This is a genomic window from Agrobacterium salinitolerans, from assembly GCF_027498475.1.
Lineage (GTDB): Bacteria > Pseudomonadota > Alphaproteobacteria > Rhizobiales > Rhizobiaceae > Agrobacterium > Agrobacterium salinitolerans.
Genome location: NZ_JAPZLN010000019.1, coordinates 1 through 1,098 on the forward strand (window position 1 = coordinate 1; position 1,098 = coordinate 1,098).

At 58.6% G+C, this 1,098-nt stretch carries 1 protein-coding gene; it reads left to right on the top strand.

What is annotated here, in order from left to right; genetic code table 11:
• Positions 1–78: 78 nt before the first annotated feature.
• Positions 79–1,092, top strand: coding sequence for an IS110 family RNA-guided transposase (locus tag O9X91_RS23810; RefSeq protein WP_269834423.1), 1,014 nt, complete (start codon positions 79–81; stop codon positions 1,090–1,092).
• Positions 1,093–1,098: the final 6 nt, after the last annotated feature.

Consider the following 1,098-nt stretch of genomic DNA (forward strand, 5'->3'; position numbering starts at 1 on the left):
TGAACTGATGGGGTGGATGCCCCCATCGGAGTATGATGCCTGCCCAGCGCCATGGTGGCGCTCACGGAGGAAAGGCAGATGACACAGGTGCAAATCCTTGCGATCGACCTCGCGAAGCGGAGCTTCCAAGTCTGTGGAACGGATCGCGGCGGGGCGGTTCTATTCAACCGGGTGCTTTCACGGGCTCGATTGCAGCAGCTTTTGAGTGAGCAGTCGCCGTGTATCGTCGCGATGGAGGCCTGTGCCACCAGCCATTTCTGGGGCCGTTTTGCTCAAGGCTGTGGCCATAATGTACGGTTAATTCCGCCGATCTACGTGAAGCCGTTTGTCAAACGACAGAAGAACGACGCAGCCGATGCAGCGGCGATCGCGGAGGCTGCACAGCGACCGAACATGCATTATGTCGAGGTCAAGAGCGCTGAACATCAGGCGCGTGCGGTAGCGTTTCGAACGCACCAGTGCTTCGTGCGCCAGCGCACCCAGCTCATCAACGCGCTACGTGGGCACCTCGGCGAATTCGGGATTATCGTTGCTCAAGGACCAGCCAATCTCACGGCTGTAGTGGGCATTCTGGCCGATGAGACCAATGACCTCCCTGCTGGAGTGAGAGAGATTGGTCAGCTTTACCTCGACCAGATCAGGCTGCTAACCGAAAAGATTGACGGGCTGATGCTGAAGCTTCGAGACGCAACCAAGGCAAATGAAGATATGCGTCGACCTTGCACCGTTCCCGGCGTCGGACCCGTGACCGCCGGCGCGATCCTCGCATTTGCTCCAGATCTTCGCGCATTTAAGAGCGGCCGGAATTTTGCTGCCTGGCTTGGCCTTGTGCCCAGGCAGCACTCCACGGGAGGCAAGACCCGACTGGGTGGTGTCAGCAAGATGGGGCAAACCGATATCCGAAAGCTACTCATCGTCGGAGCCATGAGCCTGATCCGCTGGATCGTGCGCAAGGGCGTGTTACCGGACAACTGGTTGGGAGGCATTCTGGGCCGAAAGCCTCGAATGGTGGCGGCTGTCGCGCTCGCCAATAAGATGGCGCGCATCATTTGGGCAATGATGACCAGGGAGCAGAATTACAGAATGGCGTGATCCGCT